The 20,903-nt window shown below is 65.1% G+C and carries 21 protein-coding genes; 19 read left to right on the top strand and 2 right to left on the bottom strand.

Going from position 1 to position 20,903, the window contains the following annotated elements:
• Positions 1 to 4: 4 nt before the first annotated feature.
• Positions 5 to 1,765, bottom strand: a complete 1,761-nt coding sequence (locus HWX32_RS06260; RefSeq protein WP_175935195.1) for a long-chain fatty-acid--CoA ligase — start codon at positions 1,763 to 1,765, stop codon at positions 5 to 7.
• A 356-nt stretch (positions 1,766 to 2,121) separates the two neighbouring features.
• Between HWX32_RS06260 and rho the strand changes: the two genes are divergently transcribed.
• The 19 genes from rho to HWX32_RS06165 all read left to right on the top strand — a co-directional run bounded on the left by rho (position 2,122) and on the right by HWX32_RS06165 (position 18,706).
• Positions 2,122 to 4,014 carry a transcription termination factor Rho gene (rho, locus tag HWX32_RS06255; protein ID WP_175935194.1) on the top strand — a complete coding sequence of 631 codons (1,893 nt, stop codon included), beginning with the start codon at positions 2,122 to 2,124 and terminating at the stop codon, positions 4,012 to 4,014.
• Complete coding sequence (gene prfA, locus HWX32_RS06250; protein ID WP_175935193.1) at positions 4,014 to 5,093, top strand: peptide chain release factor 1; 1,080 nt, start codon at positions 4,014 to 4,016, stop codon at positions 5,091 to 5,093. The genes rho and prfA overlap by 1 nt, the downstream gene beginning before the upstream one ends.
• Before the next feature lies 1 nt (position 5,094).
• Positions 5,095 to 5,946 (top strand): peptide chain release factor N(5)-glutamine methyltransferase, encoded by an 852-nt coding sequence (prmC, locus tag HWX32_RS06245; RefSeq protein WP_175935192.1) that lies wholly within the window; start codon positions 5,095 to 5,097, stop codon positions 5,944 to 5,946.
• A complete protein-coding gene (locus HWX32_RS06240) occupies positions 5,939 to 6,598 on the top strand; it encodes an L-threonylcarbamoyladenylate synthase (protein ID WP_075467442.1) in 660 nt (219 codons plus the stop codon). The genes prmC and HWX32_RS06240 overlap by 8 nt, the downstream gene beginning before the upstream one ends.
• Positions 6,599 to 7,771 (top strand): MraY family glycosyltransferase, encoded by a 1,173-nt coding sequence (locus tag HWX32_RS06235; protein ID WP_175935191.1) that lies wholly within the window; start codon positions 6,599 to 6,601, stop codon positions 7,769 to 7,771.
• A 16-nt stretch (positions 7,772 to 7,787) separates the two neighbouring features.
• The gene (locus HWX32_RS06230) at positions 7,788 to 8,222 is read left to right on the top strand and encodes a hypothetical protein (RefSeq protein ID WP_075467447.1); all 435 of its coding nucleotides are present in this window, start codon (positions 7,788 to 7,790) and stop codon (positions 8,220 to 8,222) included.
• A gap of 437 nt (positions 8,223 to 8,659) precedes the next feature.
• Positions 8,660 to 9,454 carry a F0F1 ATP synthase subunit A gene (atpB, locus tag HWX32_RS06225; protein WP_175935190.1) on the top strand — a complete coding sequence of 265 codons (795 nt, stop codon included), beginning with the start codon at positions 8,660 to 8,662 and terminating at the stop codon, positions 9,452 to 9,454.
• 97 nt (positions 9,455 to 9,551) lie between these two features.
• Positions 9,552 to 9,797, top strand: a complete 246-nt coding sequence (locus HWX32_RS06220) for an ATP synthase F0 subunit C (RefSeq protein ID WP_075467453.1) — start codon at positions 9,552 to 9,554, stop codon at positions 9,795 to 9,797.
• 54 nt (positions 9,798 to 9,851) lie between these two features.
• Positions 9,852 to 10,424 (top strand): F0F1 ATP synthase subunit B, encoded by a 573-nt coding sequence (locus HWX32_RS06215; protein ID WP_175935189.1) that lies wholly within the window; start codon positions 9,852 to 9,854, stop codon positions 10,422 to 10,424.
• 5 nt (positions 10,425 to 10,429) lie between these two features.
• Positions 10,430 to 11,263 (top strand): F0F1 ATP synthase subunit delta, encoded by an 834-nt coding sequence (locus HWX32_RS06210; RefSeq protein ID WP_175935188.1) that lies wholly within the window; start codon positions 10,430 to 10,432, stop codon positions 11,261 to 11,263.
• 9 nt (positions 11,264 to 11,272) lie between these two features.
• Positions 11,273 to 12,940, top strand: coding sequence for a F0F1 ATP synthase subunit alpha (gene atpA / locus HWX32_RS06205; RefSeq protein WP_175935187.1), 1,668 nt, complete (start codon positions 11,273 to 11,275; stop codon positions 12,938 to 12,940).
• 52 nt (positions 12,941 to 12,992) lie between these two features.
• Complete coding sequence (locus HWX32_RS06200) at positions 12,993 to 13,970, top strand: F0F1 ATP synthase subunit gamma (RefSeq protein ID WP_175935186.1); 978 nt, start codon at positions 12,993 to 12,995, stop codon at positions 13,968 to 13,970.
• A 3-nt stretch (positions 13,971 to 13,973) separates the two neighbouring features.
• Entirely contained in the window at positions 13,974 to 15,497 is a 1,524-nt protein-coding gene (gene atpD, locus HWX32_RS06195) for a F0F1 ATP synthase subunit beta (protein WP_254868309.1), read from the top strand.
• Between the two features lie 8 nt (positions 15,498 to 15,505).
• The gene (locus HWX32_RS06190; RefSeq protein WP_075467468.1) at positions 15,506 to 15,874 is read left to right on the top strand and encodes a F0F1 ATP synthase subunit epsilon; all 369 of its coding nucleotides are present in this window, start codon (positions 15,506 to 15,508) and stop codon (positions 15,872 to 15,874) included.
• Between the two features lie 171 nt (positions 15,875 to 16,045).
• Positions 16,046 to 16,507, top strand: coding sequence for a DUF2550 domain-containing protein (locus HWX32_RS06185; RefSeq protein WP_075467471.1), 462 nt, complete (start codon positions 16,046 to 16,048; stop codon positions 16,505 to 16,507).
• Between the two features lie 31 nt (positions 16,508 to 16,538).
• The gene (gene nucS, locus HWX32_RS06180; RefSeq protein ID WP_075467474.1) at positions 16,539 to 17,231 is read left to right on the top strand and encodes an endonuclease NucS; all 693 of its coding nucleotides are present in this window, start codon (positions 16,539 to 16,541) and stop codon (positions 17,229 to 17,231) included.
• Positions 17,231 to 17,518 carry a hypothetical protein gene (locus tag HWX32_RS06175; RefSeq protein WP_075467477.1) on the top strand — a complete coding sequence of 96 codons (288 nt, stop codon included), beginning with the start codon at positions 17,231 to 17,233 and terminating at the stop codon, positions 17,516 to 17,518. Before nucS ends, HWX32_RS06175 begins: the two co-directional genes overlap by 1 nt.
• A gap of 10 nt (positions 17,519 to 17,528) precedes the next feature.
• Complete coding sequence (locus tag HWX32_RS06170) at positions 17,529 to 17,831, top strand: thiamine-binding protein (RefSeq protein WP_075467611.1); 303 nt, start codon at positions 17,529 to 17,531, stop codon at positions 17,829 to 17,831.
• Positions 17,831 to 18,706: a tetratricopeptide repeat protein gene (locus HWX32_RS06165; RefSeq protein WP_175935185.1), complete on the top strand. Its 876-nt coding sequence runs from the start codon at positions 17,831 to 17,833 to the stop codon at positions 18,704 to 18,706. The genes HWX32_RS06170 and HWX32_RS06165 overlap by 1 nt, the downstream gene beginning before the upstream one ends.
• Before the next feature lie 4 nt (positions 18,707 to 18,710).
• Here the strand turns inward: HWX32_RS06165 and glgB are convergent, their stop codons facing one another.
• Positions 18,711 to 20,894, bottom strand: a complete 2,184-nt coding sequence (glgB, locus tag HWX32_RS06160; RefSeq protein ID WP_175935184.1) for a 1,4-alpha-glucan branching protein GlgB — start codon at positions 20,892 to 20,894, stop codon at positions 18,711 to 18,713.
• Positions 20,895 to 20,903: the final 9 nt, after the last annotated feature.

The raw sequence follows: 20,903 nt of genomic DNA, 5'->3' as shown, positions 1-20,903 counted from the left end.
GACGTCACTGGTCCATCGCCTCAACCTGCTCAGCGGTGGGATTGCCCTCCGAACGCGCGCCCGGGCCGGGGAGAGCGATGATGTCGAACTCGGAGCGCTCGAGGTGTTTGCGCAGGTCTTTCTTGTCGAACTTGCCCACGGAAGTCTTGTCGATGGAATCCACGAACGTCCAGTACTCCGGCGCCATCCAGGTGGGCAGGTTCTCTGCCAGGCTCGCGCGGAGCTGGCGAGCGGTCTGCGCATCCGGGGCGGTGCCCGGCAGTAGCTTCGTCACCGCGAGCGGGCGCTCACCCCACTTCTTGTCCGGGATGCCGATCACCGCGCACTCGACCACCTTGTCGGATTCCATGATCAGGTTTTCCACCTGCGCGGAGTAGATCCACTCGCCGCCGGAGCGGATTACGTCGCGCGCCCGGTCGTAGAGCGTCATGAAGCCAGCGTTGGTCACGGTGCCCACGTCGCCGGTGCGCAGCCAGCCGTCGGCAGTGAAGTGCTTGCGCACGTCGTCGACCTCCTCGCCGCGGAACGTGGAGGCCAGCTCGCCCTGCTCCTGAGTGGGCGAATGGTAGTAGCTCGCCGCGACCATGTTGCCGCGCACCTGAATCTCGCCCTGGGTGAGATCGTTCGGCGCCATCACCTTGCCATCGTTGACCACGCGGTACTCCAGCGCCGGGGTGAAACGGCCCTGCGAGATGCGGTACGCCCAGCGGGCCTCGCCCGACACGCCCGACGGCGGCCTGGCCACCGTGCCTACCGTGGTGGTCTCCGTCATGCCCCACACGTGCACGATGTCCACGCCGTAGCGTTCCTCCCACACCTTGATCAATCCAGGCGGGGCGGGGGAGCCACCGACGAAGATCTCCTGCAGGCTCATGCGCTCCGGCGGGTTGTGCAAGTAGTGCACCATGAGCTGGATCCACAGCGTGGGCACGCCGTGGGCCACACGCGGGTGGGTGGTGGCGATAAGCTTTGCCAGGTTAGCGGCCGAAACGTTCGAGTCGGGCAGCACCAGCGGGGTCCCCGCGAGGAACGCCGCGAACGGCACGCCCCAGCTCAGCACGTGGTAGATGGGGATGCAGCACAAAAACGTCTCGCCGTGGGTTACCGCCAGCGAATCCGTGGCGCGCAGCCCGGTGGCCTCCAGCCAGAGTGCGCGGTGCGAGTACGCCACGCCCTTCGGTGCGCCGGTGGTGGCGGTGGAGTACACCAGCGCGGCAGCTGTGTTCTCGGGCAGCTCGGGCCAGTCGTAGCGGGTGGCGCGGCCGTCGAGAAGCTGCTCGTACGAGTACGCCTTGATGCCCTCCGGTAAGTGCGATGCCGCCTCCGCAATCGGCCCGGGTCCGGTAAACGCTACCGACTGCACAGACGGGCAGTTCGCCACGATCTTGCCCAGCTTCTCCGCCAGGCGCGGGTCCGCCACGATCAGCTTCGACTCGGAGTGGTTCACCACGTACGTGATCTGATCCACCATGAGCTGCACGTTCAGGGGCGTGAACACCGCGCCTTTCGCGGCGACGGCGAACATCACCTCAACGTGCTCGGCGCAGTTGTACAACAGCGTGGACACGCGCTGGTCGCCGTCGATGCCAAGGTCGTCGTGCAGCGCATGCGCAAACGCCGAGGCCCGAGCCCCGATCTCCGCGAACGTGGTCTCCTCCGCCTCAGAGGCGCGCCACGTGGTGCACTTCATCGTGCCGTGGGCCGTACGACCGTACTCGAGGATGCGGGCGACAGAAAACGGCACTTCCTGCATCGTTGAAAGCATGAGGGCTATCGTAGCGCGGCCATCGATGCGGGCCCTGATTATTGTGTGCGCGTTCATGCGCTACACTTCCACGTGGATTGGACGTGCCGCGTCGTTTCGGGCGCGCGCTTGCCGCCCGCCGCCGCGTCCTGTTCGGTTTCCGCTGGGCGCTGCCGGATCGTTTCGGCCCCACCCGGCATCATTAAGACTCAAGGCAGTGGCTGCGGTGCAGCAGCCGAAGGCAGCCTTGATGTTCTATTAGCGCTCGTGCGCAAGTTTTACCTCGAGACAAATTGCACAGCTACGCCACCCGCCCCAATGTTTGGGCGGCGCACACCATAAGCGTGGATATGGCGTATCGACGAAAGGACACACGCGTGACCGATACCGGCACCGCGGCAGGCAACGACCTCGCAGCGATGAAGCTGCCCGAGCTGCGCAAGCTCGCCGCCGAGCAGGGTTTGAAGGGCATCTCCGGCCTGCGCAAGGGCGAGCTCATCCAGGCGATTAGCACGGGGCAGGTGCCACGCAAGACGGCAGTAGCTGCCGAGACGAAGCAGGAGCAGAAGCAGGAGCCGACGCTTATCGACGCGCAGAGCGGCAGCAACGACTCCCAAGACCGCGACGGGGACGACGAGGGCAAGTCCCGCTCCGCCGCGCGTCGCGCCCGCCGGAACCGCTCGCGCAACCAGCAGGACGCCGAACCGCAGGGCCAGCAGTCTCAGGGCAACTCCGATGACCGCGCCGAGGAAAACGACAATCGCGGCGGCGACAACAACGGTGGCAACCGGGGTGACCGCGAAAACCGCGGCGACAACAACCGCGAAAACCGCGGCGACAACAACCGTGAAAACCGGGATAACAACAACCGCGAAAACCGCGATAACAACAACCGCGACAACAATCGCGGCGACAACAACCGCGGCGGCGACAACCGGGACAACAATCACGGCAACAACCGCGACGACAATCAGGGCGGGGGTCGCCGCGGCCGCCGCGGGCGTCGCAACCGCAACCGCAACAACCGGGATAACCAGAACGGCAACAACCAGGGCGGAAACCAGGGCGGCAACGACAACCAAAACTTCGACCCGGAAGAGCTGCAGGAAGTCGCCGGTATCGCAGACGTGCAGGACAACGGCGCGGCCTTTATCCGCACCACCGGCTACCGCGCCAGCTCCGCCGATGTGCACGTGAACAAGAACCTCGTGCGCCAAAACGGCCTGCGCTCCGGCGACGCCGTGGTGGGCCAGGTGCGGGTCAACGGCCAGACTCACTCCCAGGGCAACGGCCGCAACCGCCGGAACTACAACCAGTTGGTGCGCGTGGACTCGGTCAACGGCCACAGCGTGGAGGACGCGAAGCGCCGCAAGGAGTTCCACAAGCTCACTCCGCTTTACCCGAACCGCCGCCTGCGTTTGGAGACGGAGCCGAAGATCCTCACCACCCGCGTGATCGACTTGGTCATGCCGATTGGTAAAGGCCAGCGTGCGCTGATTGTCTCCCCGCCGAAGGCCGGTAAGACGACGATTTTGCAGAACATCGCGAACGCGATTGCCACCAACAACCCGGAGTGCTACCTCATGGTGGTGTTGGTGGACGAGCGCCCCGAGGAAGTCACCGACATGCAGCGCAGCGTCAACGGCGAGGTGATTGCCTCCACGTTCGACCGCCCGCCTAGCGAGCACACCGCGGTGGCGGAGCTGGCCATCGAGCGCGCGAAGCGCCTGGTGGAGATGGGCCAGGACGTCGTTGTCCTGCTCGACTCCATCACCCGCCTGGGCCGCGCCTACAACAACTCCTCACCGGCGTCGGGCCGCATCCTGTCCGGTGGTGTGGATTCGAACGCGCTCTCCCCGCCGAAGCGCTTCTTGGGCGCTGCCCGCAACATCGAGGAGGGCGGTTCGCTGACCATCATCGCGACCGCCATGGTGGAGACGGGCTCTGCGGGCGACACGGTGATCTTCGAGGAGTTCAAGGGCACGGGCAACGCCGAGCTGAAGCTGGACCGCAAGATCGCGGAGCGCCGCGTGTTCCCGGCTGTGGACGTCAACCCGTCGGGCACCCGCAAGGACGAGCTGCTCATGAGTCCGGAGGAGGCGCGTATTATGCACAAGCTGCGCCGCATCCTCTCCGCGCTGGAGCCGCAGCAGGCGATTGACATGCTGATCAAGCAGTTGAAGAAGACGAAGTCGAACGGCGAGTTCCTCATGGGTGTGGCACAGTCCGCGCCGATGGTCGCCGACAAGGGCGAGGAGGATTACGTCTAATGGCAGAAAATTCGCAGGTCTCGCTTGTCGACGACTACGTGGCCGAATACGAAGGCATCCAGGCGCAGATGGGCGACCCGGAAGTCGTGGGCGATCAGGCGCTGTTCCGCAAGCTGTCGAAGCGCTACGCGGAGCTGCAGCCCATCATCAACGCAAATAACGAGCTGAACCAGGCGCGCGAGGATCACGAGGCGGCCGCCGAGATGGCCGACGAGGATAAGGAGTTCGCTGAGGAGGCGTCGCGCCTGGAGGGCGAGATTGTCCGCCTGGAGGAGCAGCTCGCCGACCTGCTCGCGCCGCGCGACGAGCACGACGGCGACGACATCATCATGGAGCTCAAGGCCGGCGCCGGCGGCGAGGAGGCCGCGCTGTTCGCGGGCGATCTGGCGCGCATGTACCAGAAGTTCTGCGAGAAAAACGGCTTGACCTGGGAGGTCCTGGACGTCGCGGACACCGACTTGGGTGGCGTTAAAGACATGACCGTCTCGGTGCGCTCGAAGAACCCCTCGCGCGACGGCGCCTGGTCGAAGCTGAAGTTCGAAGGTGGCGTGCACCGCGTGCAGCGCATCCCCGTCACCGAGTCGCAGGGCCGTATTCAGACGTCCGCAGCAGGCGTCTACGTCTTCCCGGAGGCCGAGGAATTCGAAAGCGTGAACATTGACGAGAAAGACATTCGCGTCGACGTGTACCGCTCCTCGGGTAAGGGCGGCCAGGGCGTGAACACCACGGACTCGGCGGTGCGCATCACCCACCTGCCCACGAATATCGTGGTGACCTGCCAGAACGAGCGCTCCCAGATTCAGAACCGCGCCCGCGCCATGCAGGTGCTCCAAGCGCGCCTGGACCAGCTGGAGCGCGAAAAGGCCGAGGCCGAGGAGGCGGAGGGCCGCGCGTCGCAGGTGCGCACCATGGACCGCTCGGAGCGCATCCGCACCTATAACTGGCCGGAGAACCGCATCTCGGATCACCGCATCAACTTCAAGGCGAACAACCTGGATTCGGTGCTGGACGGCAACATGGACGAGCTCATCTCGGCGCTGCAGACGCACGAGCGCCAGGAACGTCTGGAAGCGGAGTAGCGTGCGCACGCACCTCGCCCGCGCCGCGCAGATTCTCAAGCGGGCGGGCGTTGCCGCCCCGGAGGTCGACGCGCGCCTCATCGCTGCGCATCTGCTAGAGGTCGCGCCGACGGAGGTCACTTTCGCCGCCGTGCCGGAGGGTTTTCCCCAAGCGTTCGACGAGGCGGTTGCGCGCCGCGCCGCCCGCGAGCCGCTGCAGCACATCCTGGGCTCCGCGCCGTTCGGCCCGCTCGAGCTCGAAGTCGGCCCAGGGGTGTTCATCCCCAGGCCCGAAACGGAGTTGCTCGCCGATTGGGCAGTGCGCATGCTTATCGACGGCTCCGCGTCGCACCACCCGACAGTCGTCGACCTGGGCACCGGCAGCGGGGCCCTCGCGATCTACATCGCCCACCACGTGCCGAACGCAGACGTCTACGCCGTGGAGCGCTCCGCGCAAGCCCGTGAGTATGCGGAGCGTAACGTGGCGCGCTTCGCGCCGTCGATAAGCATTGTGCCCGGCGACATGACCGACCCGAACCTGCTCAGCGACCTCGACGGGCGCGTGGACCTCGTGGTGTCCAACCCGCCGTACGTGCCGGAAACCCCGGAACTCGAAGCTGAGGTGTACGCCGACCCGGCGGAGGCGGTGTTCTCCGGCGCGGACGGCATGGACGCCATACGGGGGCTGCTGCCGGTGGCGCGGCGCCTGCTCAAACCCGGCGGGGCGCTGGGCGTCGAGCACGACGACACCACCTCAGACGCCGTGCACAATGCCGTGCGCGCAACCGGCGGGTTCGGCGGGATTGAGGCGCGCACCGACCTCACCGGGCGAGCGCGGTTTGTCACGGCGAGTAGGGTTGAAGACCATGTTTGACGCGATCTACAACTGCCTCGAGCCCGCGGGCCGCGAGGCGGGCTTGCGCGCAGCGAAAGAGCAGGTGCTCGCTGGCCACTGCGTGGTGCTGCCCACGGACACTGTCTACGGCATCGGCTGCGATGCCTTCAACAACGACGCGGTAGCCACCCTCTTGGCCACGAAGCACCGCGGGCCGGACATGCCGGTGCCGGTGCTCGTCGGCTCGTGGGTGACCATCCAGGGCCTGGTGCGCGACTTCACCGCCACCGCGAAGACGCTCGTCGAGGCGTTCTGGCCCGGTGGGCTGTCGCTCGTGCTGCCCGAGGCACCCAGCCTGCCCTGGAACCTGGGCGACACCCGCGGAACCGTACTTTTGCGCATGCCGAACCAGCCGCTTGCTATCGAGCTGCTGCGCGAAACCGGCCCGATGGCCGTGAGCTCCGCGAACATCTCCGGCAACCCGCCGGCGACCACCGCGGCCGCCGCGAAGGAACAGTTCGGCGACACCGTGAACGTCTACCTCGACGGGGGAGAGGCGGCGGTAGGCACGCCGTCGACCATCATCGACCTGTCCGGCCCGCGGCCGGTGATCCTGCGCGAGGGAGCGATCTCCGCAGAGCGCATCGGTGAAGTCTTGGAACTTGACCCGGAGAGTCTGCGGAGGCGTTAGATGTCTGGTGCCGGCGTGCCGCTGCGCGAGCTTGGGCTTGTGCTGCTCGTCGCGGCTGCGATTACGTACCTGGCCACCGGCCCGGTGCGCTCGCTGCTGGTGCGCACCGGCAGGGTGGCCGAGATCCGGCAGCGCGACGTGCACACCCAGCCCACGCCCTCGCTCGGCGGGCTGGCCATGTTCACCGGGTTCGTCGCCGCGTATCTCTTGGCCAACCAGCTGCCCGCGCTCACGCGCGGGTTCGCGCCTGTTACCCCGGAGATGCCTGCGGTGCTCGCCGGCGCTTTCGCCATCGTGGTGGTCGGGCTTATCGACGACCTCTACGAGCTCGGCGCCCTCACCAAACTCGCCGGACAGTTCATCGCCGCGATCATCATGACGGTCACCGGCATCGTGTTCACCGTCTTCTACGTCCCCTTCGGCGAGGGCACCACGCTCATCCTCGACGAGGCCCAGGGGATGGTGCTCAGCGCGGTGTTTACCGTGCTGCTTATCAACGCGGTGAACTTCGTCGACGGCATCGACGGACTCGCCGCGGGACTGGGCATGATCGCCGGCAGCGCGATCCTGGTGTACTCGCTCGCGGTGCTGCACGACCAAGGTGGCGCCGTCTCGGCGTACCCGCCGGCAATCATCGGTGCGATCCTGGTGGGCATCTGCGCGGGCTTTTTGCCGCACAACTTCGAGCCGGCGCGCATCTTCATGGGCGATTCCGGCGCGATGCTCATCGGTCTGCTGCTCTCGGCGGCGTCCATCTCCGCGTCCGGCAAGATCAACATGTCCCTCTACGGCGCAGCGGACCTGGTGGCCTTGATCAGCCCGATCATCGTGGTGCTCGCCGCGATTGCCCTGCCGGTGCTCGACCTCGTGTGGGCCGTGGTGCGCCGCACCGCGAAGGGGCAAAGCCCGTTCACCGCGGACGCCGGACACATCCACCACCGCCTGCTGCGGCTTGGGCACACGCACCGCCGCACGGTGCTCGTGCTCTACATGTGGGTCAGCGCCGTGGCGTTCGGGGCGGTGAGTTTCTCCATAGTGCCCGCCCGATACGCGGCAGCATTCACGTTGTTGTCCTTAGGCCTGGCGTTCGTGGCCACTCTCGTCCCGCTGGGGCAGGGCAAGATTGGGCCGGCGCGAGGGGCGCCGGTAGGCGTCGATAAGCAACTGCCCTGAAGTAGGATGATGCACCGTGACTGAAGAACTCAAGGTCAACGACATTTCCAAAGCGAACGACCCGCGCCAACCGCTCATCCGCGCGCTGAAGATCGCGGGCGCGGCGCTGGTGGTGCTCACCATCGTCTCGCTCATGGGGTGGGGCGCGGCGCGCGAACTGCCCGGCATTTGGGCGGTGCTGATGGGCGTCGCCGTCGGCGGCGGCTTCGTACTGGCTACCGCCGCAACGGTGCTGGCCACCTCGAACTCCAGCCCCACCTCCACGATGGCGGTGGTGCTCGGCGGATGGCTGGTGAAGATGCTCGTGCTCGTCGTGTTCTTGCTGTGGATCCGCCGCTTTGACTTCTACGATTCGACCGCATTTGGCTTGACGACGATTGCGGCGCTGGTGGTGGCGCTCGGCGCCGAAACCTGGGGCGTGATTACCACCCGTTCCGCGTACCTGAACTAGCGGCACACGCACCCCGCAAGCCCGCCTGGTTGTTTCCGGGCGGGCTTTCCCACGTCAAGGGGTAATTGGTGGGAGCGAAGGTACGTTTACACGTACCCTGTGACTGATATAACAACAGCCTCGAAATGCGTCCAAGCTGGGTGATTCCGTGCCCATGTGCCAGCGCCGGCGGGAACCGGGGGGACTGGCCAAGGCCGAAACCAACGGTTGACATTTGGCCTGTTAGGATAACCGCTGGGTTTGTTTGAGGATGCCGAGTTTCCTGTTTAAGCAGGGGAGAAACTGGGCCTCGAGCATCGTCCCCTGTCTTCGCGGAAGCAGATGTGCGACGGAGTCCGCCGCGGAGGCAGCCTGTTGAAGACGTCCATCGCACCGCACCCACCAAGCTGAGTGCGGCCCGAGAACGGGAGAGAACGCTGAGCGTTACAACTTTGGCCATGAAGGGTGAGTTCCACGCACCTTCTCTCGGTCCAGAATTTTTCCCGGGGCACACGTTCGGCCAGTTCGTAGGCGAAGACTTCGCCAACGGATGGTTCGCACTGGACCGCATCATGATCGTCCGCCTGTTCATGGCGGCCGTCCTGGTGCTCCTCTTTGTTATCGCCTTTAGGAACCCGAAGCTGGTTCCGAAGGGCCTGCAGAATGTCGCCGAGATCGGCGTCGACTTCGTCCGTGTCAACATCGCCGAGGACACGCTGGGGAAGAAGGAAGGCAAGCGGTTCCTGCCGCTTCTGTGCACGATCTTCTTCACCATCTTGTTCATGAATGTCGCGACGATCATCCCGGGCCTGAACATTTCGCCGAACGCGCGTATCGGTATGCCGATCGTGCTGGCAATTGTGGCCTACATCGCGATGATCTACGCCGGTATCAAGCGCTACGGCATGGCGTACTTCAAGCACTCGACCGTCATCCCCGGCCTTCCGCCGGCGCTCCACCTTCTGGTGGTGCCGATCGAGTTCTTCTCGACGTTTATTCTGCGTCCGGTCACCCTGGCACTTCGTCTCATGGCGAACTTCCTGGCCGGCCACATCATTCTTGTCCTGCTGTACTCCGCCACGAACTTCTTCTTCTGGCAGCTGAACGCATGGACGGGAGTGAGCGGCCTGACCCTTCTCGCAGCGATTCTGTTCACCCTGTACGAGTTGATCATCATCTTCCTGCAGGCGTACATCTTCGCCCTTCTGACGGCGGTGTACATCGAACTGTCGCTGCACGCGGATGCGCACTAACAAAGCGCGACCACACGGCCAACTGAATACCCCAAACACTTGTCACTCGCTTTGTCGCTTCCCGCGGCAGGGCACCTAGAAAGGGAACGACTTTCACATGAACGACATCATTCTTGCTCAGGCAGCAGAGACCGTGACCCGCTACAACGGTCTCGGCACCATCGGCTACGGCATCGCCACCATCGGCCCGGGCATCGGCATCGGCATGCTCGTCGGCAAGACCGTCGAGGGCATGGCTCGCCAGCCGGAGATGGCTGGCCAGCTGCGCACCACCATGTTCCTGGGTATCGCCTTCGTTGAGGCGCTCGCCCTGATCGGCCTCGTCGCCGGCTTCCTGTTCTAAAAAGAACACGCGCGTATTTCACCCGTTAAACCCTTTTTAGATCAGGAGCAACCAATGACTAACGTCATCGAATTCCTCGCCGCCGCAGAAGGCGCCGAGACGTTGCCGGGGGAATCTGAACCCTCGATTCTCCTGCCGGCAACGTACGACGTGGTTTGGTCTCTTGTCGTATTCATCATCGTCGGCCTGCTGTTCTGGAAGTACGTGATTCCGCGGTTCCAGGAAGTGCTGGCTGAGCGCGAGGACCGAATCAAGGGCGGCATCGAGCGTGCTGAAGTCGCCCAGAAGGAAGCCAAGGCTGCCCTGGAGAAGAACAACTCCGAACTCGCCGAGGCGCGCCACGAGGCCGCCGAGATCCGCGAAGCCGCGCGCGCACGTGGCAAGGAGATTGAAGCCGAGTCTCGCGCCCGCGCTGAGGAGGAGGCCCGCCGCATCATCGAGTCCGGTGAGAAGCAGCTCATGGCCTCCCGCGAGCAGGTCGTCGCCGAGCTCCGCAACGAGATGGGCCAGAACTCGATCACCCTTGCAGAGCGTCTGCTGGGCACCGAGCTGTCGGATGCCACCCGCCGCTCGAACACGATCGACGACTTCATCTCTGAGCTCGACAACGTCGCGACCAGGAAGTAGGCGAGATGAAGGCAGCTAGTCGCGAAGCACAGGCGCACGTCACGGAGCAGCTCGAGCAGCTGGTCCGCGGCGCCGACAACTCCGTCGCAGCCGCCGCGCAGATCGGCACCGAGCTGTTCCTCACCGTGGACCAGCTCGACTCCGAACGAGCACTGCGCGTAGCCGTCGCCGACACCTCCCTCGAAGCTGGCCAACGCGCCGGCATTCTGAAGGAGGTCTTCGGCGACAAGGTCGCGGAGCCCACCTTGAACATCCTCACCGCTGCAGGCGAGCAGGAGTGGTCGAACCCGCGCGAGTTCCGCGCAGGCCTGATCAACCTCGGCCGCCGAGCACTGGCACTGGGTGCGCAGGAGCAGGGCCAGCTGGAGCAGGTCGAAGATGAGCTGTACCAGCTCTCCGTTCTTCTGAACGGCGAGACTGAGCTGACGCAGCTTTTGTCCGACCGCACGGCTACCGCGGCGCAGAAGCGCGGACTGTTGGCTAGCGTGATTTACGGCAAGGTGACAATGTTCACCGAGGCTCTGGCTCTGCAGGTCATTGGCCGTCCCGAGCACAACCCCGTCGACGACCTCGCCGAATTGGCGGCGGCGACGGCGAAGATGCGCGGTAAGACGGTCGCGCGCGTGACGTCGGCTGAGGCACTCAGCGACGCTCAGCGCAGCGCCCTGGCAGGCAAGCTCGAGCAGATTTACGGTCGCGAGATGGCCATCCACACTGAGGTTGACCCCAGCCTCCTCGGTGGAATGGTGATCCGCGTGGGCGACGAAGTCATCGACGGTTCGACGCGGGGCAAGCTTTCCCGTCTGCGTACCGACATGGCTGCCCAGGCGACCATCTAACACAAGATAATGCTGGAAGAAACTACCGAGAGCAGGAAGAACATGGCGGAGCTGACGATCTCCTCCGATGAGATCCGTAGCGCGATAGCGAACTACACCTCGAGCTACTCCGCGGAGGCCTCCCGTGAGGAGGTCGGCGTGGTGACTTCGGCTGCAGATGGTATTGCCCAGGTTTCCGGGCTGCCAGGTTGCATGACGAACGAGCTGCTCGAGTTCCCGAACGGCGTCATTGGCGTCGCACAGAACCTTGACACCGACTCGATCGGTGTTGTGGTGCTGGGTAACTTTGAGACCCTGACCGAGGGCGATGAAGTCAAGCGAACGGGCGAGGTCCTCTCGATCCCGGTCGGCGAGAACTTCCTCGGCCGCGTGATCAACCCCCTGGGTCAGCCGATTGACGGCCTTGGCCCGATCGAGTCCGACGAAGAGCGTGCCCTGGAGCTCCAGGCCGCAGGCGTGCTCGACCGCCAGCCGGTCGAGGAGCCGATGCAGACGGGCCTGAAGGCGATTGACGCCATGACCCCGATCGGCCGCGGCCAGCGTCAGCTGGTCATCGGCGACCGTAAGACCGGTAAGACCGCGGTCTGCATCGACACCATCTTGAACCAGAAGTCCTTCTGGGAGACGGGCGACCCGTCCAAGCAGGTGCGCTGCATTTACGTCGCGGTGGGCCAGAAGGGTTCCACCATCGCCGGTGTGCGCCAGACCCTGGAGGACAACGGTGCGCTCGAGTACACCACCATCGTGGCGGCTCCGGCGTCCGACTCTGCTGGCTTCAAGTGGCTCGCGCCGTTCTCCGGTGCGGCTCTGGGCCAGCACTGGATGTACCAGGGCAAGCACGTCCTGGTTGTGTACGATGACCTGACCAAGCAGGCTGAGGCATACCGTGCCATCTCGCTGCTGCTGCGCCGCCCGCCGGGCCGCGAGGCATACCCGGGTGACGTGTTCTACCTCCACTCCCGCCTGCTGGAGCGCGCCGCCAAGCTTAACGACGAGCTGGGCGCTGGCTCCCTGACCGCGCTGCCGATCATCGAGACCAAGGCGAACGACGTCGGTGCCTTCATTCCGACCAACGTTATCTCGATTACCGACGGCCAGGTCTTCCTGCAGTCCGACCTGTTCAACCAGGGCGTGCGCCCCGCTATCGACGTCGGCATCTCCGTGTCCCGTGTCGGTGGCGCCGCACAGACCAAGGGTATGAAGAAGGTCGCCGGTAACCTGCGTCTCGACCTGGCCGCATACCGCGACCTCGAGGCCTTCGCTGCTTTCGCGTCGGACCTGGATGCAGCTTCGAAGAAGCAGCTCGAGCGTGGCCAGCGCCTGGTTGAGCTGCTGAAGCAGTCGGAGAACTCTCCGCAGGACGTTGAGTACCAGATCATCTCGATTTGGGCTGCGAACAATGGCGTTTTCGACGTCGTTCCCGTCGAGGACGTCCGCCGCTACGAGGCCGAGCTGCACGAGGCGATCCGCGCGAACGCCCCGCAGGTCTACGAGCAGATCGCAGGTGGCAAGCAGCTGGACGAGCAGTCCCAGCAGGCCATCCTCAGCGTCAACGAGAACTTGGCACGCAACTTCGAGGCGTCGTCCGGCGAGCGCATCGTCCGCGAGGCGGAGCACGAGCCGCTCGACTCCGACGAAGTCGGCCGTAACCAGCTTAACGTCAGCTGCTCTAAGTAGCACGGATTACGTGCGGCTTAGACCTACTACATAAAGGAAGGGAGGAAACGCCATGGCAACTCTTCGCGAATTGCGCGACCGCATCAGGTCGGTCAACTCCACGAAGAAGATCACTAAGGCGCAGGAGCTCATCGCTACCGCGCAGATCACCAAGGCCCAGCAGCGCGTCGAAGCGGCGAAGCCGTACGCCGACGAGCTGAAGGACGTCATGGAACGCCTCGCGTCCGCGAGCTCTCTTACCCACCCCATGCTCCAGGAGCGTGAGAACGGTAAGGTCGCGGCGATCCTCGTGGTCACCTCTGACCGCGGTATGGCTGGCGGTTACAACCACAACGTGCTGAAGACGGCGGCGCAGCTCGAGCGCATGCTTCGCGACGCCGGCTACGACGTGGTCCGCTACGTCACCGGCAACAAGGGCGTGACCCACTTCAAGTTCCGCGACATGGATGTCGAGGGCGCGTGGACCGGCTTTTCCCAGCAGCCGACGTGGGAGGCGACGCACGACGTGCGCCACCAGATCATCGACGGCTACATGGCAAGTTCCGAAGGCACCACCGAGTGGCGCGAGGGCATCAACGGTGCCGAGGGGCAGCCGGTCCGCGGTTTCGACGTGGTCCACGTTGTTTACACGGAGTTCGTCTCCATGCTCTCCCAGGAAGCTCGCGTGCAGCAGCTGCTGCCGATCGAGCCGGTGCTGGAGGAGTTCAAGTACGAGCAGCGCGACATGCTGTCCACCAGCGATGGTGAGATCGCCCCCGATATGGCGTTCGAGCCGGACCCGGACACGCTTATGGACGAGCTCATGCCCGTCTACGTGTCGAGGCTGCTGTTCTCGATCTTCCTCGAGGCTGCGGCCGCGGAGTCCGCTTCGCGCCGTACCGCGATGAAGAACGCGACGGATAACGCCACCGAGCTGGCTAACGACCTGTCCCGCGAAGCCAACCAGGCCCGTCAGGCAAAGATCACCCAGGAAATCACCGAGATTATCGGCGGCGCTGGTGCGCTGTCCGGTAGTGGAGAAAGTGACTAAATCATGACTACTGCTCAGAATTTTGATGAGCGCAACGACGAGCCGGTGGGCGAGGGCCAGGTCGAGACTGGCGCCGCGGACACCCAGGTTCGCGCCGAGAACACTCAGAACCCGCGCGGTTCCGAGAACGGCCGTGTCGTGCGCGTCATCGGTGCAGTCGTCGACGTGGAGTTCCCGCGCGGCGAACTGCCTGCTCTGTACAACGCTCTCGAGGTCGACATCGACCTCGGCGAAATGTCGAGGACCATCATCCTCGAGGTTGCCCAGTTCTTGGGCGACAACCTCATCCGCACCATCGCCATGGCACCGACCGACGGTCTCGTGCGTGGCGCTAAGGTTGCCGACACCGGTAACCCGATCTCCGTGCCGGTGGGCGACCAGGTCAAGGGCCACGTGTTCAACGCGCTCGGCCAGTGCCTGGACGACCCGTCGGTGGGCCAGGACGGCGAGCGCTGGGGCATCCACCGCGAGCCGCCGGCGTTCAAGGACCTCGAGGGTAAGACCGAGATCCTGGAGACCGGTATTAAGGTCATCGACCTGCTCACCCCGTACGTGAAGGGTGGCAAGATCGGCCTGTTCGGTGGTGCAGGTGTGGGCAAGACGGTGCTCATCCAGGAGATGATTACCCGTATTGCCCGCGAGTTCTCCGGTACCTCTGTGTTCGCCGGCGTCGGCGAGCGCACCCGTGAGGGCACCGACCTGTTCCTCGAGATGGATGACATGGGCGTGCTTCCCGATACCGCCCTTGTGTTCGGCCAGATGGACGAGCCGCCGGGGGTTCGTATGCGCGTGGCCCTGTCCGGCCTGACCATGGCGGAGTACTTCCGCGATGTGCAGAACCAGGACGTGCTGCTGTTCATCGACAACATCTTCCGTTTCACCCAGGCCGGTTCCGAGGTGTCGACCCTTCTGGGCCGCATGCCTTCCGCCGTGGGTTACCAGCCGACGCTGGCGGACGAGATGGGTGTGCTCCAGGAGCGCATTACCTCGACCCAGGGCCGTTCGATTACCTCGCTGCAGGCCGTCTACGTGCCGGCGGACGACTACACCGACCCGGCCCCGGCGACCACCTTCGCCCACCTGGATGCGACCACCGAGCTTTCGCGTTCCATCGCCTCGAAGGGTATCTACCCGGCCGTGGATCCGCTGACCTCGACCTCGCGCATCCTGGAGCCGGGCATCGTGGGCGAGCGCCACTACGGCGTTGCTCAGAAGGTCATCGGTGTTCTGCAGAAAAACAAGGAGCTGCAGGACATCATCGCCATCCTCGGTATGGACGAGCTGTCTGAGGAAGACAAGATCACCGTGCAGCGCGCACGTAAGATCCAGCGCTTCCTGGGCCAGAACTTCTTCGTGGCGAAGAAGTTCACCGGCGACGAGGGTTCCTACGTGCCGCTGGAGGAGACCATCGACGCGTTCGACAAGCTCTGCAACGGCGAGTTCGACCACTACCCGGAGCAGGCCTTCAACAACCTCGGCGGTCTGGATGACGTCGAGGCTGCCTACAAGAAGCTGCAGGAAGCCTAGGAGGAATCATGGCTGAACTTACCGCTCAGCTGGTCGCGGTGGACCGCATGCTGTGGCAGGGCCCTGCCCGCATTGTCACCGCCCAGACCACGGAGGGTGAGATCGGCATCCTTCCGGGCCACGAGCCGCTCTTGGGCCAGCTCAAAGACAACGGTGTTGTGACCATTAACCCTGTGGACGGCGAGCGCATCGTCGCAGCCGTCCAGGGTGGGTTCCTCTCCGTTGTTGGCAACAAGGTCACCGTGTTGGCGGACTACGCCATCTTCGCGGACGAGGTGGACACCGCCGAGGCGGAGTCCCACCTCAGCGACGATGACAAGACCGCCAAGGCGCGCTCCGAGGCGGAGCTCGCTGCGGTGCGCCGCCAGAGCCGCTAGCCCGCGGAAGGCGCAGCGCCGACCGCCCAACCCCACCCGCAACATTGTTGCTGGTGGGGTTTCGCATTTTTGCGCTAAACCGGGGGGTGTCCGAAGGTTGGAGGCGGTTCAGTTGCGCCCGAGCGGGCGTTAGAATGAGCACAATATTCAACCGCGAGAGTGGGGTAGTAGATGAAGGTTCTCGGCGCCGTCGTCGTGATCGCGGTTGTGTTCCTGCTCGCCGCCGCCACGTGGCGTTTCCTCTACGTCCGCAACTCCGGCGCCCGCGCGATGGTGCGTGAGCTGCCCGCTGACGGGGTGCACGGCTGGCGCCATGGCGTGATGCGCTACGACGGGGATGAGCTGCAGTTTTTCAAGCTTCGCTCCCTGTCTTTTACCTACGATTCGGTGCTGGACCGCCGGGGTGTGCAGTTCGAGGGTTTCCGGGACGTGGCCGAGGGTGAACGCGAGTTCATGCCTGGTATCGGCCACGTCCTTCAGTTTTCTGGGCCGGGCGGGGATTTCGAGGTGGCGGCGGACCGCCACACGGAGATGGGCCTGATCTCTTGGATCGAGTCCGCGCCGAACGAGCGCCAGGAGCGGGTTGATATCCGCCAGCTGGCGCAGCGCGCGAACAGGGACACGCAGCGTTAGCCGGGCGGGTGCGGGTTGTACCCTGGCAGGCATGCGTCTTGTCATCGCTCGTTGTTCTGTGGATTATGTTGGCCGCCTCGATGCGCACCTGCCGCTCGCTTTGCGGTTGATTTTGCTGAAGGCCGACGGCTCTGTCTCCGTCCACGCCGACGACCGCGCCTACAAGCCTCTGAACTGGATGACCCCGCCGTGCACGCTGAAGTGCGAGAAGGTGGTCGATGTCGACGGGGAGGACACGGGCGAGGAGCTGTGGATCGTAGAGAACCCCAAGGGCGAGCAGTTGCGCATCACGATTGAGCAATTGCTTTTCGACGAATCCTTCGAGCTGGGCCAAGACCCTGGGCTGGTCAAGGACGGCGTGGAGGCGCATTTGCAGGAGTTGTTGGCCGAGCACATCGATACCCTCGGCGCTGGCTACACGCTTGTGCGCCGCGAGTACCCGACGGCGATCGGCCCGGTGGATATCCTGGCCCGCGATTCCGATGGGGAGACTGTGGCGGTGGAGGTGAAGCGTCGCGGCGGCATCGACGGCGTTGAACAGCTCACCCGCTACGTCGAGCTGCTTAACCGCGACGAGTTGCTCAAGCCTGTGCGTGGCGTGTTTGCAGCGCAGGAGATCAAGCCGCAGGCGCGCACGTTGGCCGCGGATAGGGGGTTTCGTTGCCTGACGCTCGATTACGACGAGCTGCGTGGCATCGAATCGGACGAGCTTCGGTTGTTCTGATGCCGCGCAAGAACCGACGTCAGCGAGGCACACCGTCGTACGTGCTTCCGCGTGACGGCTCGACGTTCATCGGCACCCAGGAGGTCGAGGGCCCGAGCTGGACGCACGGCGAGGTGTACAAGGTGCGCCAGATTGGCTCGGCGGCCGCGACGAAGTTCTACATCTGCCCGGGCTGCAACCAGAACATCCCGCCCGGGGTGGCGCACGTAGTGGCGTGGCCGCGCGACACTGGCCGCGGCACAGACGACCGCAGGCACTGGCACAAGCACTGTTGGCAACGCCGGTAGGGTGGAGCGCATGATTGCAGCTTTCTCTGTGGCGCCCACGGTGACGGAAAACTCGCGCGCCGAGATGTCGGAGGCGGTCGCCCGCGCCGTGAGGGTCGTGCGGGAGTCCGGCCTGCCGAACGAGACGACGGCGATGTTCACCACCGTTGAGGGTGAGTGGGACGAGGTGATGGACGTGATCAAGCGTGCCACTGAGGCGGTCGCGGAGGTTTCGCCGCGGGTCTCGCTGGTGGTCAAGGCGGACATCCGGCCCGGGTATACGGACATGCTGCACCAGAAGGTCGCATCCCTAAACAAGCACTTGGAGGATTAATGGCGGAATTTACACCAGGGTTCACATCAGGCGCGGTGGATCTGGGCGCGCTCGCCCAACGTCGTGAAGCACAAGCGCAGGCGGCCCAGAGCGACTTCCAGCCGTTTGTCACAGTGGATGAGAAGACGGTGGAGGCGTTTGCGCTCGAGCGCTCGCAGCAGGTGCCGGTGGTGTTGCTTATCGGCAGCGACCGCGCGCCGGACTCGGTGGCGCTGAAAAACGCGCTTGAGCGGGTCGCGGCGGGGCAGAAGCAGTTCGCGGTCGCCTACGTGGACGCGGACGCGACACCGCAGGTGGCGCAGCTGTTCGGCGTGAAGATCCTGCCCACGGTCGTCGCGCTCGCCGCCGGGCGCCCAGTGACCAGCTTCGAGGGCGGCCAGCCCGAGGACGCGCTGGAGCAGTGGGTCGCAGCGCTCGTTACGCAGATCGGCCCGCAGTTGCAGGGGCTTGACGACGAGCCCGCGCAACCGCAGGAAGACCCCCGCCTTTCCGATGCCACGGCTGCGCTCAACGCGGGCGATTTCGACGCCGCCACCGCGATCTACGACGCGATCCTCGCCGACGACCCCGCCAACGCGGAGATCAAGCAGGCGAAGGCGACGGTGAAGGTGATCCAGCGCCTCGATCCGAATACCAGGGAGACGGATCCGATTTCGCAGGCGCAGGAGGAACCGGAGGACGTCGATAAGCAATTGCTTGCCGCCGACGCCGAGATTGTTGCCGGCGCGCCCGAGCGAGCCTTCGACCGCCTCCTCGCGCTCGTGCGCGACGAGCCGCGGGCCAAGGAGCGATTGTTCGAACTCTTCGAGATGTTCGAGCCGTCCGACTCGCGCGTGATCGCCGCGCGCACGAAGCTCGCGAACGCGCTGTTCTAGCGGCTTAGCGGCGCAGCTTGTACCACTGCACGCTCATCGCGGGCACGTGCAGTTGGACGGACTGCTCAAAGCGGTCCCACTCCACGGGCTCGGAGGACACCGTGGCGAGCAGGTCGTTGTCGGCGCCGCCGTAGACGGCGTCGTCGGTGTTGATGATCATGTCCCACTCACCGGCCTCCGGAAGCCCCAGGCGGTACGCGGGCTGCGACGCGCCGGAAAGGTTCACCACGGCGAGCACCGGCGTGCCGTCGGAGCCCCAACGCACGTAGGCGAGGATGTTGTGCTCCGCGTCGTCGCCCTTGATCCACTGGAAGCCCATCGGGGTGTTGTCCTGCGAGTACAGCGCGGGAGTGTCGCGGTAGACGAAGTTCAGATCCCGCACCAAGCGCTGGATGCCGGCGTGGTACTCGCTGGCCCAGCCTTCGAAGTCGTCCCAGTTCACCGAGTTCGCCTCATCCCACTCGGTGGTCTGGCCCCACTCGCAGCCCATGAACATCAGCTGCTTGCCGGGGTGGGAGAACATGTAGCCATACAGCGCGCGCAGTCCCGCGGCCTTATTCCAATCGTCGCCCGGCATACGGTCCCACAGCGAGCCCTTGCCGTGCACTACCTCGTCGTGGCTAAACGGCAGGACGTAACGCTCGGAGAACGCGTAGACCAGCGAGAACGTGATCTCGTTGTGGTGGTAGGAGCGGTGGATGGGGTCGAGGGAGAAGTACTCGAGCGTGTCGTTCATCCAGCCCATGTTCCACTTCAGCGAGAAGCCGAGGCCGTCCGCGTCGGTGGGGGCGGTCACGCCGGGCCAGGCGGTGGATTCCTCCGCAATCGTCACCACACCCGGGTGCGTGCGCTGCACCGTGGCGTTCATCTCCTGCAAGAACTGTACGGCCTCCCAGTGCTCGCGGCCACCGAACTGGTTCGGCAGCCACTCGCCGGGCTCGCGCGAGTAGTCGAGGTAGAGCATCGAGGCCACCGCGTCCACGCGCAGCCCGTCAAGGTGGAACTCTTCGCACCAGTACAGCGCGTTGGCCACCAGGAAGTTGCGCACCTCGCGGCGCCCGAAGTCGAAGACGTAGGTGCCCCAGTCCTTCTGCTCGCCGCGACGCCAGTCCGGGTGCTCGTAGAGCGCGGTGCCGTCGAAGCGGGCGAGCGCCCAGTCGTCCTTGGGGAAGTGGGCGGGCACCCAATCCACGATCACGCCGATGCCCTCGGCGTGCAGCGCGTTGACCAGCGCGCGGAACTCGTCCGGGGTGCCCCAGCGGGCCGTCGGCGCGTAGTAGCCCGTGACCTGGTAGCCCCAGGACCCGCCGAAGGGGTGCTCAGCCACAGGCAGGAACTCCACGTGCGTGTAGCCGTTTTCCACCAGGTACGGCACGAGTTCTTCGCGCAGGGTGCTATACGACGATTGCCGCTTCCACGACCCGATGTGGCACTCGTACACACTCATCGGGGTGTTGGTGGCGTCCTTGCCCTGGCGGGCGGTCATCCATTCGTCGTCGCTCCACTGGAATCCGCTCTCGCCCGCGACGACGGAGACGGTCTCCGGCGGGCACAGCGTGCGTTTGGCCAAGGGGTCCGCCTTGTCGATGCGGTAGCCGTCAGCAGCCTGGATGGCGTACTTGTACTCCGTGCCCGCGCCAAGGCCGGGAATGAACAACTCCCACACGCCGGTGGAGCCGAGCGAGCGCATCGGGTACTGGTTCGAGTTCCAGCCGCAGAAGTCGCCCACCACGGCCACGCCCTGCGCGTTCGGGGCCCACACGGCGAACGCGGTGCCGGAGACCTCGCCGAGCGTGGTCTCGTACGTCCGCGGGTTCGCGCCGAGGACTTCCCAGAGACGCTCGTGGCGCCCCTCGCCGATAAGGTGCAGGTCGAGCGAGCCGAGGGTGGGCAGGAAGTTGTACGCGTCAGCGACGATCTGCGGCTCCGCGCCCGGGTAGGTCACGCGGAAGCGGTAGTCCGGCGTGTGCTCGTCCTCCAAAGCGACGGCCCAGATGTCGTCGCCGGTGTCTTCCATCTCCACCGTGTCGTTGTGGATGAGTAGCTCGACGCGCTCAGCACCCAGGAACCTGGTGCGCACCACGGAGCCGTTGGTGGCTGCGTGCCAGCCGTAGAAGTCGTGCGGCGCATGGTGTTTGCACTCGATCAGGCGCTGGCGGTCGGCGTCGGGGATCAGCAGGTCATTCATGGTGGTCCA

This window comes from Corynebacterium sp. Marseille-P4321, from assembly GCF_903645305.1.
Taxonomy (GTDB): Bacteria; Actinomycetota; Actinomycetes; order Mycobacteriales; family Mycobacteriaceae; genus Corynebacterium.
Note: the sequence above shows the minus strand (reverse complement) of the source record. Positions and strands in the feature narration are given on the sequence as shown.

What these genes read in the sequence shown, in the direction of transcription:
- HWX32_RS06260 (WP_175935195.1), bottom strand. Translation starts at nt 1,765, where the DNA reads ATGCTTTCAACGATGCAGGAAGTGCCGTTTTCTGTCGCCCGCATCCTC.
- prfA (WP_175935193.1), top strand. Translation starts at nt 4,014, where the DNA reads ATGGCAGAAAATTCGCAGGTCTCGCTTGTCGACGACTACGTGGCCGAA.
- HWX32_RS06240 (WP_075467442.1), top strand. Translation starts at nt 5,939, where the DNA reads ATGTTTGACGCGATCTACAACTGCCTCGAGCCCGCGGGCCGCGAGGCG.
- HWX32_RS06235 (WP_175935191.1), top strand. Translation starts at nt 6,599, where the DNA reads ATGTCTGGTGCCGGCGTGCCGCTGCGCGAGCTTGGGCTTGTGCTGCTC.
- atpB (WP_175935190.1), top strand. Translation starts at nt 8,660, where the DNA reads ATGAAGGGTGAGTTCCACGCACCTTCTCTCGGTCCAGAATTTTTCCCG.
- HWX32_RS06220 (WP_075467453.1), top strand. Translation starts at nt 9,552, where the DNA reads ATGAACGACATCATTCTTGCTCAGGCAGCAGAGACCGTGACCCGCTAC.
- HWX32_RS06215 (WP_175935189.1), top strand. Translation starts at nt 9,852, where the DNA reads ATGACTAACGTCATCGAATTCCTCGCCGCCGCAGAAGGCGCCGAGACG.
- HWX32_RS06210 (WP_175935188.1), top strand. Translation starts at nt 10,430, where the DNA reads ATGAAGGCAGCTAGTCGCGAAGCACAGGCGCACGTCACGGAGCAGCTC.
- atpA (WP_175935187.1), top strand. Translation starts at nt 11,273, where the DNA reads ATGCTGGAAGAAACTACCGAGAGCAGGAAGAACATGGCGGAGCTGACG.
- HWX32_RS06200 (WP_175935186.1), top strand. Translation starts at nt 12,993, where the DNA reads ATGGCAACTCTTCGCGAATTGCGCGACCGCATCAGGTCGGTCAACTCC.
- atpD (WP_254868309.1), top strand. Translation starts at nt 13,974, where the DNA reads ATGACTACTGCTCAGAATTTTGATGAGCGCAACGACGAGCCGGTGGGC.
- HWX32_RS06190 (WP_075467468.1), top strand. Translation starts at nt 15,506, where the DNA reads ATGGCTGAACTTACCGCTCAGCTGGTCGCGGTGGACCGCATGCTGTGG.
- HWX32_RS06185 (WP_075467471.1), top strand. Translation starts at nt 16,046, where the DNA reads ATGAAGGTTCTCGGCGCCGTCGTCGTGATCGCGGTTGTGTTCCTGCTC.
- nucS (WP_075467474.1), top strand. Translation starts at nt 16,539, where the DNA reads ATGCGTCTTGTCATCGCTCGTTGTTCTGTGGATTATGTTGGCCGCCTC.
- HWX32_RS06175 (WP_075467477.1), top strand. Translation starts at nt 17,231, where the DNA reads ATGCCGCGCAAGAACCGACGTCAGCGAGGCACACCGTCGTACGTGCTT.
- HWX32_RS06170 (WP_075467611.1), top strand. Translation starts at nt 17,529, where the DNA reads ATGATTGCAGCTTTCTCTGTGGCGCCCACGGTGACGGAAAACTCGCGC.
- HWX32_RS06165 (WP_175935185.1), top strand. Translation starts at nt 17,831, where the DNA reads ATGGCGGAATTTACACCAGGGTTCACATCAGGCGCGGTGGATCTGGGC.
- glgB (WP_175935184.1), bottom strand. Translation starts at nt 20,894, where the DNA reads ATGAATGACCTGCTGATCCCCGACGCCGACCGCCAGCGCCTGATCGAG.